We start from the raw sequence: 15,689 nt of genomic DNA, 5'->3' as shown, positions 1-15,689 counted from the left end.
TTCACTAGTTGGACACGAACGGGGCCTCGTCGATGCGGTCCCGCGCGCAGGAGGTCGTCGTGGAGACTCCGGGGTCGCAGTCATCGCTGCACCGAGCCAACCTGGAGCGGGTCGTCCGTGCCGTCAGGCTGGCCGGATCGCTCACCCAGGCGGAGATCGCCAGGACCACGGGTCTGTCCGCGGCGACGGTCTCGAACATCGTCCGGGAACTCAAGGACGGCGGAACGGTCGAGGTCACGCCCACATCGGCGGGTGGCCGCCGGGCCCGCAGCGTCTCGCTCAGCGGTGACGCCGGCATCGTCATAGGGGTCGACTTCGGCCATACGCACCTGCGTGTCGCGGTCGGGAACCTCGCCCACCAGGTGCTCGCCGAGGAGTCCGAACCGCTCGATGTCGACGCCTCCTCGACCCAGGGGTTCGACCGGGCCGAAGAGCTGGTCAACCGCCTCATCGCGGCCACGGGCGTCGACCGTTCGAAGATCGCCGGGGTGGGGCTCGGCGTACCCGGACCGATCGACGTCGAGTCCGGCACCCTCGGATCGACCGCGATCCTGCCCGGCTGGACCGGGACCAAGCCCGCCGAGGAGCTGCGCGACCGGCTCGGGGTGCCCGTGCACGTGGACAACGACGCCAACCTGGGCGCCCTGGGCGAGCTGGTCTGGGGCAGCGGCCGGGGGGTGCGGGACCTGGCGTACATCAAGGTCGCGAGCGGTGTCGGCGCCGGTCTGGTGATCAGCGGGAAGATCTACCGCGGGCCGGGCGGCACAGCGGGAGAAATCGGGCATATTACTCTTGATGAATCCGGCCCGGTCTGCCGTTGCGGAAACCGGGGCTGTCTGGAGACCTTCGCGGCCGCCCGCTATGTGCTCCCGCTGCTCCAGTCCAGCCATGGCACCGACCTCACCATGGAGGGCGTCGTGCGGCTGGCCAGGGACGGTGATCCGGGCTGCCGTCGGGTGATCGCCGACGTCGGCCGCCATATCGGCAGTGGAGTCGCCAACCTCTGCAATCTTCTGAACCCGAGCCGCGTGGTCCTCGGCGGTGATCTCGCCGAGGCCGGTGAGCTGGTCCTCGGGCCGATCCGGGAGTCCGTCGGCCGCTACGCCATTCCCAGTGCGGCACGTCAACTATCCGTTCTTCCCGGGGCACTTGGTGGTCGCGCGGAGGTGCTCGGCGCCCTCGCGCTCGCACTCAGCGAGATGGGTGATTCGGCGCTTTTGGACGGGAGTGTCGCCGGGTCACTGCCGGTGGCCACCCCTGCCTTCACTTAGAGAACGGATGGCACCGTTGCCAACCCGTTAAGGATTTACTTCTTGACGTCGCACGTGTGGCCGAGTTGACTTCCAGCCACCTCGGCCGCAATGTCGCGGCCTCGTCAGGGAGGTTTCTGAAGTGAACACGCTTATGCGTCGTGCCGCCGTTGCCGTTGCCGCTGGTGCGATGGCCGTCTCGCTGGCTGCCTGTGGCAGCGCCGAGGAAGCGGGCGGCGGCAAGGACTCGACTGCTTCCGCCGCCAAGGGCGACGACATCAAGGTCGGTCTCCTGCTCCCGGAGAACCAGACCGCTCGCTACGAGAAGTTCGACCGGCCGCTGATCGAGGAGAAGATCAAGGAGCTGACGAACGGCAAGGCGACCGTCGACTACAACAACGCCAAGCAGGACGCCAACCTGCAGGCCCAGCAGGTCGACACCATGATCACCAACAAGGTGGACGTCCTCATCCTGGACGCCGTCGACGCCAAGGCGATCAAGAACTCCGTCCAGAAGGCCGTCGACGCCGGCATCAAGGTCGTCGCCTACGACCGCCTGGCCGAGGGCCCGATCAGCGCCTACACCTCCTTCGACAACGTCTCGGTCGGCAAGACCCAGGGCGAGGCCCTGCTGAAGGCGCTGGGCGACAAGGCCAAGGACGGCCAGATCGTCATGATGAACGGCTCCGTCACCGACCCGAACGCCGCCCAGTTCAAGGAGGGCGCGCACGCCGCCCTGGACGGCAAGGTGAAGGTCGGCAAGGAGTACGACACCAAGGAGTGGAAGCCGGAGAACGCCAACGCCAACATGGAGGCGGCGATCTCGGCGCTCGGCAAGGACAAGATCGTCGGCGTCTACTCCGCCAACGACGGCATGGCGGGCGGCATCATCACCGCCCTGAAGGCCGCCGGCATCGACGTCCCGGTCACCGGCCAGGACGCGGAGCTCGCCGCGGTGCAGCGCATCGTCGCCGGTGAGCAGTACATGAGCGTCTACAAGCCGTACGCCCCCGAGGCCGAGGCCGCCGCCGAGATGGCCGTCGCGCTCGCCCAGGGCAAGTCGCTCGACTCCATCGCCAAGGACAAGGTCGACAGCGGCAGCGCCAAGGGCGTCCCGTCCGTCCTCGTGCCGGTCACCTCGCTGACCAAGGACAACATCAACGACACCGTCATCAAGGACGGCGTCTACACGGCCGCCGAGATCTGCACCGGCAAGTACAAGGCCGCGTGCGACAAGGCCGGCGTCAAGTAAGCAGGACCCCGGCAGTCCCAGCTCCCTTCAGGTGCGGGAATCCGTCCCCGGATTCCCGCACGGGACATGACTGCTCCAGCTTCCTCCGGCGCCCCGCGCGTCATTCAGCCCCGCAAGCTCGGCGCGGGGCGCCGGACGGAAATCCCCCAACTCTTCTGCACTACCTTCCGCCGGGTCAGGCGGCGAAGGAGATGGTTCACGTGTCCGCTACGCCCGTGCTGGCGTTGCGAGGGGTCTCCAAGCGGTTCGGTGCCGTCCAGGCGCTCACCGACGTAGAGCTTGAGGTCCACGCCGGTGAAGTGGTCGCCCTGGTGGGCGACAACGGCGCCGGAAAGTCCACGCTGGTCAAGACGATCGCCGGCGTGCACCCCATCGATGAGGGCGTCATCGAGTGGGAAGGCAAGGCCGTAATGATCAACCGGCCGCACGACGCCCAGAGCCTGGGCATCGCGACGGTGTACCAGGACCTCGCGCTGTGCGACAACATCGACGTCGTCGGCAACCTCTTCCTGGGCCGCGAGCTGAAGAAGCGCGGCATCCTCGACGAGGTCGAGATGGAGCGCCGCTCACGCGAGCTGCTCCAGACGCTGTCGATCCGCATCCCCAGCGTGCGTATCCCGATCGCCTCGCTCTCCGGCGGTCAGCGCCAGACCGTGGCCATCGCCCGATCCATGCTCGGCGAGCCCAAGCTGGTCATCCTCGACGAGCCCACCGCCGCCCTCGGCGTCGAGCAGACCGCCCAGGTCCTCGACCTGGTCGAGCGGCTGCGCGAGCGCGGGCACGCCGTCATCCTCATCAGCCACAACATGGCCGACGTGAAGGCCGTCGCGGACAAGGTCGCCGTGCTGCGCCTGGGTCAGAACAACGGCGTCTTCGAGGTCAAGACGACCTCGCAGGAGGAGATCATCTCCGCCATCACCGGCGCCACCGACAACGCCGTGACCCGCCGTGCGGCGCGCACGACCGGGGAGGTTTCCAAGTGAGCATCGACAAGACCTCCACCACGAAGGACGAGCACGAGGTCCTCAACACCGAGGCCGCCGCGGCCGCGGTGACCGCGGTCGACCCCCGCCTGCTGGTGCAGGAGCAGGGCCTGGCCGGCTACGTCACGGAGTTCCGGCGCAAGATCAAGGCAGGTGAACTCGGCTCCCTGCCGGTCATCCTCGGCCTGATCGTCATCTGCGTCATCTTCCAGAGCCTGAACTCCGCGTTCCTGTCCGCGCAGAACATCAACGACATCACCGTCACGATGGTCGGCACGGGCATGATCTCCGTCGGCATCGTCTTCGTGCTGCTGCTCGGTGAGATCGACCTGTCCGTCGGCTCGGTCAGCGGCGCCTCCAGCGCCATCGCGGCCGTCCTCGCGGTGAACCAGGGCTGGCCCGAGTGGGCCGCCGTGCTCTTCGCCGTCGCCGCCGGTGCCCTCATCGGCGCGGCGCACGGCTTCTTCTTCGCGGTGCTGGGCGCCCCCGCCTTCGCCGTCACCCTGGCCGGTCTGCTGTTCTGGCTCGGCTTCATGCTCCAGACGCTGGGCGAGAACGGCACGATCAACCTCGACAGCGACGGCCTGATCGGCAAGCTCACCACATACTTCTTCACCGACGTGGCCGCCGCGTACGGCCTGGCGGCCGTGGTGACCGCGGTGTTCTTCATCACCTCCTTCCTGGGCAACCGCCGCCGCGAGGCCGCCGGGATCCCGTTCCGGCCGCTGAGCGACACGATCCTGCGCACGGTGCTGCTCGCCGTGGTCTCGTTCGCCGCGGCGGTCATGTACAACCAGTACAAGGGTCTGCCGCTGGCCACCGTGATCTTCCTGGTGTTCCTCGTCGGCACCGACTTCCTGCTGCGCAGGACGGCGTACGGCCGCAAGGTCTTCGCCCTCGGTGGCAGCGTCGAGGCCTCGCGTCGAGCGGGCATCAACGTGACCGCGGTGCGGATCTCCGTCTTCGCGATCTCGGGTGGTTTCGCCGCTCTCGGCGGTCTCTTCCTCGCCTCGAAGATCGCCTCCGCCAACCAGAGCGCCGGTACCGGTGACCTGCTGATGAACGCCATCGCGGCGGCCGTCATCGGTGGTACCTCGCTGTTCGGCGGACGCGGCCGCACCTGGAACGCGCTGCTCGGTGTCCTGGTGATCGTCTCCATCCAGTACGGCCTCCAGCTGGAGTCCATCGCCGAGCCGGTGAAGTACATGATCACCGCCGGTGTCCTGCTGACGACGGTCGTGATCGACTCGATCACCCGCAAGACGCAGAAGACGGCGGGGCGCGCGTAGCGCCGCCGCCCGAAGCGAAACAGTGCCCGGCGCCTTTCAGGTGCCGGGCACTGTCGTGTCGTACGAAGCGTTGCTCATGGGTAGAGCCGAACGCGTGACGCAAGACCCACCGCCCGGGCGTCGGCCGCAAGGGCGGAACATTAGACTCGACAAGCCCGGCAACAGCTCGAACAGCTCTACTGCAAGGAGGCACGGGTGCCGCTGCTGACCCGCATCACGGGACCGCGCGATCTGGACCGGCTCAGCCCGGAGCAGCTGGACCAGCTGGCGGAGGAGATCCGGACCTTCCTCGTCGACGCGGTTTCCAAGACCGGCGGCCACCTCGGCCCCAACCTCGGTGTCGTGGAGCTCACCATCGCCCTGCACCGGGTCTTCGACTCGCCCAAGGACAAGGTGCTCTGGGACACCGGCCACCAGTCCTACGTCCACAAGCTGCTCACCGGCCGCCAGGACTTCAGCCGGCTGAAGATGAAGGGCGGCCTGTCCGGCTACCCCTCGCAGGCCGAGTCCGAGCACGACGTCATCGAGAACTCGCACGCCTCGACCGTCCTCGGCTGGGCCGACGGCCTCGCCAAGGCCAACCAGCTGCTCGAACGCGACGACCACGTCGTGGCCGTCATCGGTGACGGCGCGCTGACCGGCGGTATGGCCTGGGAGGCGCTGAACAACATCGCCGAGGCCAAGGACCGCCCCCTCGTCATCGTCGTCAACGACAACGAGCGCTCGTACGCGCCCACCATCGGCGGCCTCGCCAACCACCTGGCGACCCTGCGGACCACCGACGGCTACGAGCGCTTCCTGGCCCGCACCAAGGAGATCCTCGACCGCACGCCCGTCGTCGGCAAGCCGCTGTACGAGACCCTCCACGGGGCCAAGAAGGGCCTGAAGGACTTCATCGCCCCGCAGGGCATGTTCGAGGACCTCGGCCTGAAGTACGTCGGTCCCATCGACGGCCACGACATCGAGGCCCTGGAATCGGCCCTCGCCCGTGCCAAGCGCTTCGGCGGCCCGGTCATCGTGCACTGCCTCACCGAGAAGGGCCGCGGCTACCAGCCCGCCCTGCAGGACGAGGCCGACCGCTTCCACGCCGTCGGCAAGATCCACCCCGACACGGGCCTGCCGATCGCCACCTCCGGCGCCGACTGGACCTCCGTCTTCGGTGACGAGATGGTCAAGCTGGGCGAGGAGCGCGAGGACATCGTCGCCATCACCGCCGCCATGCTCCAGCCGGTGGGCCTCGACAAGTTCGCCAAGCGGTTCCCCGAGAGGGTCTACGACGTCGGCATCGCCGAGCAGCACGGCGCGGTCTCCGCGGCGGGCCTGGCGACGGGCGGCGTGCACCCCGTCTTCGCCGTCTACGCCACCTTCCTCAACCGCGCCTTCGACCAGGTCCTCATGGACGTGGCGCTGCACAGGTGCGGGGTCACCTTCGTGCTGGACCGCGCCGGCGTCACCGGCACCGACGGCGCCTCCCACAACGGCATGTGGGACATGTCGATCCTCCAGGTCGTCCCCGGCCTCAGGCTCGCCGCCCCGCGCGACGCCGACCAGGTGCGGGCGCAGCTGCGCGAGGCCGTCCAGGTCAAGGACGCCCCGACCGTCGTCCGCTTCTCCAAGGGCGCCGTCGGCCCCGCCGTGCCCGCCGTCGGCCGCGTCGGCGGCATGGACGTCCTGCGCGAGCCCGGCACCGACACCCCGGACGTGCTGCTCGTCTCGGTCGGTGCCCTCGCCCCGATGTGCCTGGAGATCGCCGGTCTCCTCGACAAGCAGGGCATCTCCACCACCGTCGTCGACCCGCGCTGGGTCAAGCCCGTCGACGAGGCCATGGCCCCGCTCGCCGAGCGGCACCGCGTGGTCGTCACGGTCGAGGACAACTCCCGCGTCGGCGGTGTCGGCTCGGCGATCGCCCAGGCCCTGCGCGACGCGGGCGTGGACGTGCCGCTGCGGGACTTCGGCATCCCGCCGCGCTTCCTCGACCACGCCTCGCGCGCCGAGGTGATGGCGGAGATCGGCCTCACCGCCCCCGACATCGCCCGCCAGGTCACCGGGCTGGTCTCCAAGCTGGACGGCCGCTTCGACCGCGCCGCCGCCGAGGTCGACTCGGTGGAGCACGCGCGCGACTGACGGGGCCGTAGAGCCGTACGGGCCGGTTTCACCACCGCAGAGGGTGGTGAAACCGGCCCATCTGTGTGAATCCGCCCGTGCCGGGGCAGGCGTACCACGCCCCCTCTCGATCATGTCGAGGACGACAAGCGTGGGAGGTATGACCGTGAGCAGCACACTCTTCCGGACGAAGAGAGTCGAGCAGTCCATCCTCGATACCGAGGAGCCAGAGCACGCGCTCAAGAAGTCCTTGTCCGCGCTGGATCTGACCGTCTTCGGCGTCGGTGTCATCATCGGCACCGGCATCTTCGTGCTCACAGGCACCGTCGCGAAGGACAACGCCGGGCCCGCGGTGGCCCTGGCGTTCGTCGTGTCCGGCGTCGCCTGCGCACTGGCCGCCCTGTGTTACGCCGAGTTCGCCTCCACGGTCCCGGTCGCCGGGTCGGCGTACACGTTCTCGTACGCCTCCCTCGGCGAACTGCCGGCCTGGATCATCGGCTGGGACCTGGTCCTGGAGTTCGCGCTCGGGACGGCGGTGGTGGCCGTCGGCTGGTCCGGCTACATCCAGTCGCTCATGGACAACGCGGGCTGGGAGATGCCCGCGGCCCTGGGCAGCAGAGAGGGCGCCGACGGGTTCGGCTTCGACATCCTCGCCGCCGCGCTCGTCCTCGTCCTCACCTTCGTCCTCGTCCTCGGCATGAAGTTGTCCGCGCGGATCACGTCGCTGGTCGTCGCCATCAAGGTGGCCGTCGTCCTGACCGTGATCATCGCCGGCGCGTTCCTGATCGACGGCGCCAACTACGACCCGTTCATCCCGAAGAGCCAGACGGTCGACGCCGGCAGCAATCTCGACGCCCCGCTGATCCAGCTCATGTTCGGCTGGGCGCCCTCCAACTTCGGCGTGATGGGCATCTTCACCGCCGCCTCGGTGGTGTTCTTCGCGTTCATCGGCTTCGACGTCGTGGCCACGGCCGCGGAGGAGACCAAGAACCCGCAGCGGGACATGCCGCGCGGCATCATCGGCTCCCTGCTGATCTGCACCACCCTCTACGTCCTCGTGTCGATCGTCGTCACCGGGATGCAGCACTACAGCCGGCTGTCCGTCGACGCCCCGCTCGCCGACGCCTTCAAGGCCACCGGGCATCCCTGGTTCGCGGGCTTCATCAGCTTCGGCGCCGCGGTCGGCCTGACGACCGTCTGCATGATCCTGCTCCTCGGCCAGACCCGCGTCTTCTTCGCGATGAGCCGGGACGGACTGCTGCCGCGGTTCTTCTCCCGCGTCCACCCGCGGTTCAAGACCCCGCACCGGCCGACGATCCTGCTCGGCGTGATCATCGCGGTCCTCGCCGGGTTCACCCCGCTGACCGAACTCGCCGCGCTGGTGAACATCGGCACCCTGTTCGCCTTCGTGGTGGTCGCCATCGGCGTGATCATCCTCCGCAAGAGCCGCCCCGACCTGCACCGGGCCTTCCGCACCCCGTGGGTGCCGGTCATCCCGATCCTGTCGGTGCTCGCCTCGCTGTGGCTGATGATCAACCTGCCCGCCGAGACATGGGTGCGGTTCGCGATCTGGATGGCCGCGGGTTTCTTCGTGTACTTCCTGTACGGCCGCTCGCACAGCCGCCTCGGCCGGCACGACGAGACGACGGTGCAGGAGGTGGAGAAGGGGCACGGAGACACCGCCTAGGAGCCACCGAGCCCGACGGCGCGGGGCCGCGTACGGCAGCCGGCTACGGCCGGACCGTACGCGGCCCCGCCACGTCCGCCCCCAGCTCCGTGACCCTGCGCCGCAGCTCCCGGTCCGCGGTCACCACCAGGCAGGGCCGCCCGCCCGCCAGCGCGACGAGCTCGACCATGTGGTCGTCCCCGCTGCCGGCCGCGGACTCCACCCGCACCCCGGGCACGGACTCCACGCCCCGGGCCGCCCCCTCCACCACGAGCACGATCTCCACGGGCTCCGCGTGCCCCGGCACCCCGTCCGCCGCCAGCCGGTCCCGCAGCCGCTCCGCGGCCCCCCGCCGGTCCCGCCACCACCCGTCGGGCACCGACCCCACGACGTTCGCGGCGTCGACGATCACGAGCAGGGGAGTGTCCTCAGTCATGGGGCAAGGGTGGCACGGGCTCCGCCCGGCGATCAGCGCCCGGCTCAGTCGGCGGCCCGTTCCCCCTCCACCGCGAAACTGGCGAAGTACGCCGCCGCCATGTCCTCGTCCCCGTGCCCCAGCGCGGCCGCCCGCTCGAAGCGCCGCGCAGCCGCCTCGGCCACGTCCAGGCGGGCGCCGTACCGCTCGCCGGCCTCCACGATGAGCCGCGCGTCCTTGGCGGCCGTCCCCACCGCGAACTGCGCCGGGACCAGGCCGTCGTTCAGCACCAGGCCGGTCTTGGCACGCAGGTACCCCATGTCGAGCGGGCCGCCGTCGATCACCTCGAAGAACCGCTGCGGATCCACGCCGAGGGCCTTGGCCAGGGCCAGCACCTCACCGGCCGCGTTCGTCACCGCCAGCACCCAGCTGTTGGCGACCAGCTTCAGACGCGTCGCGCTGCCGGCCCCACCGTCCTCGCCGGTCCACACCGTCCGGGCCCCCACGGCCTCGAACACCGGCGTCACCGTCCCGCGCCCCTCGGCAGGCCCCGCCGCCAGCACCGTGAGCTGACCGGCCTCGGCAGGCGCGCGGGTGCCGAGAACCGGGGCGTCGTAGAAGACGAGGCCGTGCTCGCGGGCGAAGGCGGCCAGGTCGGCGATCCGCTCGACGCCGGCGGTCGTCGACTGCACCCATGCGACACCGGAGCGCAGCGCGGGCGCCGCCTCCCGCATGACGTCCAGGGTCGCGGGACCGTCGTACAGCATGGTCAGGACGACGTCGGCGTCCCGGACCGCCTCGGCGGGGGAGCCGGCGACGAACGCCCCGTCGGCGGCCAGGGGCTCGGCCTTGGCACGGGTACGGTTCCAGGCCCGGACGGCGTGCCCGGCCTTCGCGAGGTTACGGGCCATCGCGGCACCCATGATGCCGGTGCCCAGGACGCTCACGGTGAGCTTGTCGGTCATGGCGTCGACTTCCTGTTCTCGTACGGAGGCTGCTGCGAACCAGCTTGCCCGTCGTGCGGGGCGATGCCACGGACCGAACCCGGTCGCCCAGGGCCCCGGGCGCGGCACGGCCGCCCTCGCGTCGTCGGGGGCGGAAGAGGCGCAGGGGGTGGCGGTTCGGTGCCTGCCGGGGCGGGAGAGGCGCAGGGGGTGGCGGTTCGGTGCCTGCCGGGGCGGGAGAGGCGCAGGGGGCGGCGGTTCGGTGCCTGCCGGGGCACGACCGGGCGCGATGGGCCGTGTGCCGACGGGCGCGGGTGGTCCGGTGCGTCGGGAGAGCGGTGGACATGGGCGTCGTCGAACCGGACGGCCCGCAGCGAGACGGTCGTGGTCCACGAGCGGTGCCCGTTTCCGGATCGTGCGCACCGGGGGTCTTCCTCGGCTTCGCGGACATGCGGAACACGCAGAGAGCCATCGACGTGACGGCCCTTCGACGAGTTCCGCAGCATCCTCGACGCCCGTGGCGGCGAACTCACCGCGGTGCTCGCGGCCGCGCCCCCGCGTCGACGTCGTGCGCCTCGGCGAGGGCAGGGAGCTCACCCGTGAGCCGAGAGCACGCCTTCCCTCCCTTGGCGTTCCCCGAGGCGGGTGCTCGTGCCCGGCGGCGCTCATCACCGGTTCCCGCCGGGCACCGTCCGACGCCGTCGGACCGTCGACCGGGCAGGGGGGCGGGACACGGCCGAACTCCCGCCCCGCATAAGGTGAACCGGTGAACGGCGACTGGCTCATCCGCGGCCGTGACGGCCGCCTCAGCGTCTATCTCCCCACCGACGACGCCGTCCTGTGCCGGGCGGAACTCGGACCCGGTGGCCCCTGGGAACCCCCGCGCAAGGTCGGCGGCGACCAGAGGCTGCGCCCCGGTCCCGGGATCGGCCAGGGTGCCGACGCCTACGCGCATCTGGCCGCCTGGCGGCCCACCAAGCCCGGTGAGGCGGGGCTCGTGCACACGACGCAGTTCCGCCCCCGTCTCGCGGCCCTGGACTGGGCGTCGATCGGCCATCCCGACAAGACCGGTGACCGCACGGGGACGCCTGCCGTCGCGGTCGACGTCCGGGGGCGCGGCCATGTCTTCGTCCGCAACGGGAACGGCGGGGTGAGCATGCGCATGCAGAAGGAGAAGGGCGGCTGGGACCCCTGGCGGGACCTCAAGGGGCATGACGTGCGGGGCCGGCTCGCGGCCGTGACGGGGGAGTCCGGCCGCGTCGAGCTGTATGCGGCCGCCGCCGGGGCCGTACTGCACTGGCGACAGGAGGAGCCGGCGGCCGTACCGACCCTGGTCGAGGAGAGGGAGATCTCGGTGCGCCCGGACACGCTGCACGCCCTGGCCACCTCGCCGGACGCGACCACGCTCTTCTACGCGAACGACGCCGGCGACCTGTGCGCCTGGCGTTCCGGCGGCAAACCGGTGGCCCTGCTGCCTTCCGCGGGACCCGGCCCCGTCTCGGCGATCCGCTGCGAACTCGACGGCCACGACTGCACGTTGCTCGCCCAGCGCTCGGCGAGCGGCCGGGTCGCCTTCGCCGCCTATCCGACGGAGCAGGAGTCGGCGGGCGCGTGGTGGACGGAGTCAGGACCGGAGCTTGCGGCGGACGCGGTGGTGGCGCTGGCGCTCGACGAGGAGGAGCGCGTGGTGGCGGCCACGTTGTCGCCGTCGACGGGGCGGCTGCTCGTCACCCGGCGCAAGGACGAGCCGGGTCTCGCGCTGGAGGCGTGGCGTGAGGCCTGAGCGGACGTCGTCCGGGGGACCGCACGGGCGTCCCTGAGCCAGGATGGCCCTCATGGACGCGAACAGTACGGACAGCCTGGTCGAGGTGTGGCGGCGGATCCTGGAGCCCTCAGGGACCTCCTGGGTGCTTTTCGAGCACGGCACATGCGTGTTGCTGAAGGAGCCCGGGGGAGACCTGGCGGAGCAGGCTTCGGCCGTCCTCGGCGAGTTCGGCCCGGTGCACGTCGGCTCGTCGGCCGGTGACTTCAACGTGCTCACGCTCAAGGACGACCTCGGCTGGCTGGTCACCGGCCACCACCCGGACGTCGTCACCCACGTCGCCCTCGACGAGCCCGTCGATCCCTCGCACCTGGCCGTAGGCATCCACGGCCGCTCCAAACGCCATCAGGACGGGACGGACCTCCACGTCGTCCATGTCGAGGACCGGCGCCCCGCCGCGGACTGAACGCCCCGCCGCGGACTGAACGCCCGGAAGCGGGCTGGAACGCCGGTGCCCCGCACGCCGACAGGCATGCGGGGCACGGGCGCTCACGGCGCAGCGGTCACGCGGGGACGCTCGCGACGCCCGGCGCCAGGAACTTCTTGCCGTTCACGCGCTCGGAGACACCCTCGCGGTCCAGGTACGGCGTGATGCCGCCCAGGTGGAAGGGCCAGCCGGCGCCCGTGATCAGGCACAGGTCGATGTCCTGGGCCTCGGCGACGACGCCCTCGTCGAGCATGAGCCCGATCTCCTGCGCCACCGCGTCCAGGACACGGTCGCGGACCTGCTCCTCGGTGAGGACGACATCGCCCTGCTTGAGCAGCGCGGCGACCTCGGGGTCCAGCTCCGGCTTGCCGGAGTCGTAGACGTAGAAGCCGCGCTTGCCCGCCTTGACGACGGCCGCGAGGTTCGGGGAGACCTTGAAGCGGTCCGGGAACGCCTTGTTGAGGGTCTCGGAGACGTGCAGACCGATCGCGGGGCCGACCAGCTCCAGGAGCACCAGCGGGGACATCGGCAGACCGAGCGGTTCGACGGCCTTCTCGGCGACGTCGACCGGGGTGCCCTCGTCGATGACGTTCTGGATCTCGCCCATGAAGCGGGTCAGGATGCGGTTCACGACGAACGCCGGGGCGTCCTTCGTCAGCACCGCGGTCTTCTTCAGCTTCTTGGCGACGGCGAAGGCCGTGGCCAGGGAGGCGTCGTCGGTCTTCTCACCGCGGACGATCTCCAGCAGCGGCAGGACCGCGACCGGGTTGAAGAAGTGGAAGCCGACGACCCGCTCGGGGTGCTTCAGCTTCGACGCCATCTCGGAGACGGACAGCGAGGAGGTGTTGGTGGCGAAGATCGCATGCGCCGGGGCGACCGCCTCGACCTCCGCGAACACCTGCTGCTTGACGCCGATCTCCTCGAAGACGGCCTCGATGACGAAGTCCGCGTCCGAGAAGCCCTCCGCCTTGTCCAGGACACCGCTGACCAGCGCCTTGAGGCGGTTGGCCTTGTCCTGGTTGATGCGGCCCTTGCCGAGCAGCTTGTCGATCTCGGCGTGGACGTAGCCCACACCCTTGTCGACGCGCTCCTGGTCGATGTCGGTCAGGACGACCGGCACCTCCAGGCGGCGCAGGAAGAGCAGCGCCAGCTGCGAGGCCATCAGGCCCGCGCCGACGACGCCCACCTTGGTGACCGGACGCGCCAGGTTCTTGTCCGGCGCACCGGCCGGGCGCTTGCCGCGCTTCTGGACCAGGTTGAAGGCGTAGATACCGGCACGCAGCTCGCCACCCATGATCAGGTCGGCGAGGGCCTTGTCCTCGGCGTCGTAGCCCTGCTGCAGGTCGCCGTTCTTGGCGGCGGCGATGATGTCGAGGGCGCGGTAGGCGGCCGGAGCGGCGCCGTGCACCTTGCCGTCGGCGATGAAGCGGCCCTTGGCGACGGCCTGGTCCCAGGCCTCACCGCGGTCGATCACCGGACGCTCGACCTCGATGTCGCCCTTGAGGACCTGAGCCGTCCAGATCAGCGACTGCTCCAGGAAGTCGGCGCCCTCGAAGATGGCGTCGGCGATGCCCAGGTCGAAGACCTGCTGGCCCTTGAGCTGCTTGTTCTGGTTGAGGCTGTTCTCGATGATGACCTGCACGGCCTTGTCGGCACCGATCAGGTTGGGCAGGATCGTGCAGCCGCCCCAGCCGGGAACCAGGCCGAGGAAGACCTCGGGGAGCGAGAACGCCGGGAGCGCCTTCGAGACGGTCCGGTACTTGCAGTGCAGACCGACCTCGACGCCACCGCCCATCGCGGCGCCGTTGTAGTACGCGAAGGTCGGCACGGCGAGGCCCGCGAGGCGCTTGAAGACCTCGTGGCCGCCCTTGCCGATGGCCAGCGCGTCCTTGTGCTCCTTCAGCAGCTCGACGCCCTTGAGGTCGGCGCCGACGGCGAAGATGAACGGCTTGCCGGTGATGCCGACGCCGACGATGTCGCCGTCCGCGGCCTCCTTCTCGACCTGGTCGAGGGCGGTGTTGAGGTTCGCCAGCGACTGCGGGCCGAACGTGGTCGGCTTGGTGTGGTCGAAGCCGTTGTCCAGCGTGATCAGGGCGAAGCGGCCGGCGCCGGACGGCAGGTCGAGGTGGCGTACGTGCGCCTGGGTCACGACCTCGTCCGGGAACAGCTCGGCCGCGCCCTTCAGGAGCTCAGCGGTGGTGCTCACTTGTTGCCTCCGTCGAAGTGCGGGTTCTCCCAGATGACCGTCGCGCCCATGCCGAAGCCGACGCACATGGTGGTCAGGCCGTAGCGGACGTGCGGCTGCTCCTCGAACTGGCGGGCCAGCTGCGTCATCAGACGGACGCCGGAGGAGGCCAGGGGGTGGCCGAACGCGATCGCGCCACCGTACTGGTTGACGCGCTCGTCGTCGTCCGCGATGCCGTAGTGGTCGAGGAAGGCCAGGACCTGGACGGCGAACGCCTCGTTGATCTCGAAGAGGTTGATGTCCTCGATCGACAGACCCGCCTTGGCGAGGGCCTTCTCCGTGGCCGGGATCGGGCCGTAGCCCATGACCTCCGGCTCGACGCCCGCGAAGGCGTAGGAGACCAGGCGCATCTTCACCGGGAGGTCGTTCTCCCGGGCGAAGTCCTCGGAGGCGATGATCGAGGCGGTGGCGCCGTCGTTCAGACCGGCCGCGTTACCGGCGGTGACCCGGCCGTGGACACGGAACGGCGTCTTCAGGCCCTGGAGGTTCTCCAGGGTGGTGCCCGGGCGCATCGGCTCGTCGGCCGTGACCAGGCCCCAGCCCGTCTCGCCGGCCTCGGGGTTGGTGCGGCGCACGGAGACCGGGACCAGGTCGGCCTGGATCTTGCCGTTGGCGTACGCCTTGGCGGCCTTCTCCTGCGAGCGCACGGCGTACTCGTCGGCGCGCAGCTTGGTGATGTGCGGGTAGCGGTCGTGCAGGTTCTCGGCCGTCATGCCCATGAAGAGCGCCGACTCGTCGACCAGCTTCTCGCTGACGAACCGCGGGTTCGGGTCCACGCCCTCACCCATGGGGTGGCGGCCCATGTGCTCGACACCACCGGCGATGACGGCGTCGTAGGCGCCGAAGGCGATGGAGCCCGCGACCGAGGTGACGGCGGTCAGGGCGCCGGCGCACATACGGTCGATGGAGTAGCCGGGCACCGACTGCGGCAGCCCGGCGAGGATGCCGGCCGTGCGGCCGAGGGTCAGGCCCTGGTCGCCGATCTGCGTGGTCGCGGCGATGGCGACCTCGTCGATCTTCTTCGGGTCGAGACCGGGGTTGCGGCGCAGCAGCTCCCGGATCGCCTTCACGACGAGGTCGTCGGCGCGGGTCTCGTGGTAGATGCCCTTCGGGCCCGCCTTGCCGAACGGGGTGCGGACGCCGTCGACGAAGACGACGTCCCTGACGGTACGAGGCACGATGGCTCTCCTCCAGGGTGCGGGATGGCACTACTGCTGCGCGGCACGCTGAGCGCGCGCTCAGGGCTCATGCTACTTATGAGTAACGTAGCTGCCCAGTCCTGGGGGACGGAGC

Annotated in this window: 12 protein-coding genes; 8 read left to right on the top strand and 4 right to left on the bottom strand. The window is 70.2% G+C overall.

The window, feature by feature from the left end; genetic code table 11:
• Positions 1-59 precede the first annotated feature (59 nt).
• From ACFYNL_RS33495 to ACFYNL_RS33470, 6 genes are all read left to right on the top strand, one after another.
• The gene (locus ACFYNL_RS33495; RefSeq protein WP_388810863.1) at positions 60-1,271 is read left to right on the top strand and encodes an ROK family transcriptional regulator; all 1,212 of its coding nucleotides are present in this window, start codon (positions 60-62) and stop codon (positions 1,269-1,271) included.
• A 133-nt stretch (positions 1,272-1,404) separates the two neighbouring features.
• The gene (locus ACFYNL_RS33490; RefSeq protein ID WP_388810861.1) at positions 1,405-2,502 is read left to right on the top strand and encodes a sugar ABC transporter substrate-binding protein; all 1,098 of its coding nucleotides are present in this window, start codon (positions 1,405-1,407) and stop codon (positions 2,500-2,502) included.
• Between the two features lie 191 nt (positions 2,503-2,693).
• A complete protein-coding gene (locus tag ACFYNL_RS33485; RefSeq protein ID WP_388810215.1) occupies positions 2,694-3,485 on the top strand; it encodes an ATP-binding cassette domain-containing protein in 792 nt (263 codons plus the stop codon).
• Positions 3,482-4,774: a sugar ABC transporter permease gene (locus ACFYNL_RS33480; protein WP_388810212.1), complete on the top strand. Its 1,293-nt coding sequence runs from the start codon at positions 3,482-3,484 to the stop codon at positions 4,772-4,774. Before ACFYNL_RS33485 ends, ACFYNL_RS33480 begins: the two co-directional genes overlap by 4 nt.
• A gap of 195 nt (positions 4,775-4,969) precedes the next feature.
• Entirely contained in the window at positions 4,970-6,898 is a 1,929-nt protein-coding gene (gene dxs, locus ACFYNL_RS33475; RefSeq protein ID WP_388810209.1) for a 1-deoxy-D-xylulose-5-phosphate synthase, read from the top strand.
• Positions 6,899-7,043: 145 nt separating this feature from the next.
• Positions 7,044-8,564, top strand: coding sequence for an amino acid permease (locus ACFYNL_RS33470; protein ID WP_388810207.1), 1,521 nt, complete (start codon positions 7,044-7,046; stop codon positions 8,562-8,564).
• 43 nt (positions 8,565-8,607) lie between these two features.
• Here ACFYNL_RS33470 and ACFYNL_RS33465 read toward each other — a convergent pair whose 3' ends face one another.
• The gene (locus tag ACFYNL_RS33465; protein ID WP_388810205.1) at positions 8,608-8,979 is read right to left on the bottom strand and encodes an NTP pyrophosphohydrolase; all 372 of its coding nucleotides are present in this window, start codon (positions 8,977-8,979) and stop codon (positions 8,608-8,610) included.
• Between the two features lie 44 nt (positions 8,980-9,023).
• The gene (locus ACFYNL_RS33460) at positions 9,024-10,571 is read right to left on the bottom strand and encodes an NAD(P)-dependent oxidoreductase (RefSeq protein ID WP_388810202.1); all 1,548 of its coding nucleotides are present in this window, start codon (positions 10,569-10,571) and stop codon (positions 9,024-9,026) included.
• A gap of 97 nt (positions 10,572-10,668) precedes the next feature.
• Here ACFYNL_RS33460 and ACFYNL_RS33455 point away from each other — a divergent pair, with 97 nt between their 5' ends.
• Positions 10,669-11,685, top strand: coding sequence for a hypothetical protein (locus ACFYNL_RS33455; protein ID WP_388810201.1), 1,017 nt, complete (start codon positions 10,669-10,671; stop codon positions 11,683-11,685).
• A gap of 43 nt (positions 11,686-11,728) precedes the next feature.
• Entirely contained in the window at positions 11,729-12,130 is a 402-nt protein-coding gene (locus ACFYNL_RS33450; protein WP_388810198.1) for a hypothetical protein, read from the top strand.
• A gap of 97 nt (positions 12,131-12,227) precedes the next feature.
• Here ACFYNL_RS33450 and ACFYNL_RS33445 read toward each other — a convergent pair whose 3' ends face one another.
• Together ACFYNL_RS33445 and ACFYNL_RS33440 are read right to left on the bottom strand one after the other, a co-directional pair.
• A complete protein-coding gene (locus ACFYNL_RS33445; protein ID WP_388810196.1) occupies positions 12,228-14,357 on the bottom strand; it encodes a 3-hydroxyacyl-CoA dehydrogenase NAD-binding domain-containing protein in 2,130 nt (709 codons plus the stop codon).
• Positions 14,354-15,574 (bottom strand): thiolase family protein, encoded by a 1,221-nt coding sequence (locus ACFYNL_RS33440; RefSeq protein ID WP_388810194.1) that lies wholly within the window; start codon positions 15,572-15,574, stop codon positions 14,354-14,356. The genes ACFYNL_RS33445 and ACFYNL_RS33440 overlap by 4 nt, the downstream gene beginning before the upstream one ends.
• Positions 15,575-15,689: the final 115 nt, after the last annotated feature.

Source organism: Streptomyces sp. NPDC007808, assembly GCF_042868655.1.
Lineage (GTDB): Bacteria > Actinomycetota > Actinomycetes > Streptomycetales > Streptomycetaceae > Streptomyces.
The sequence above is the reverse complement of the archived record's forward strand: the minus strand, read 5'-3'. Positions and strand labels throughout refer to the sequence as shown.